General features: G+C 66.3%; 1 protein-coding gene. It reads left to right on the forward strand.

Annotated elements, in window-relative coordinates; genetic code table 11:
* A partial coding sequence (locus W930_RS28855) for a hypothetical protein (protein WP_036656471.1) occupies nucleotides 1-381 on the forward strand: 381 nt, incomplete at its 5' end.
* Between the last annotated feature and the right edge of the window lie 129 nt (nucleotides 382-510).

Consider the following 510-nt stretch of genomic DNA (forward strand, 5'->3'; position numbering starts at 1 on the left):
TCGTCCTCGTTTTCGTCCTCAGTGAGCGCCTCGACGCCTTCGACGCAAGACGCGTTGCGCATCCAGTACGAACGTCTGTGCGGCGAGATGCAGATGGCCGGCCGCCGTCTGCAACGTCAGATGCAGGACTATCAGGCCGCGCTCGCCGAGATACGCGAGCTCGAGCAGGACGACTCGCCACAGGCGCGCGCGAAGCTCGCGCGACTGGATGCCCTGCTCGACAGCGAGTCATTCCAGCGCGAGGAGCGCGAGATCGGCCGCATGGCCGCCTCGCTTGCGAATGCCATCGAGCGTTTGCGCGCACAGGTGCCCGCGTCGTTGAGCGCATCCGCCGATCGCTCCCCCGGCCGTCCGGCGGCAAAGTATCGCGCATGCGTCTGAGGAGCGAACTCATGATCTATCGCATCGTCAGTAGCACTGCCGCGCCAGGCGGCGACATTTCGGATGCGTTCGCGCCCCCTTCCTCCGCAAGCGACAACCCGTTGCTGCAAACGATGGCGCGCGCGAGCG

This window comes from Pandoraea sp. E26, assembly GCF_000681415.1.
Classification (GTDB): domain Bacteria; phylum Pseudomonadota; class Gammaproteobacteria; order Burkholderiales; family Burkholderiaceae; genus Pandoraea; species Pandoraea pnomenusa.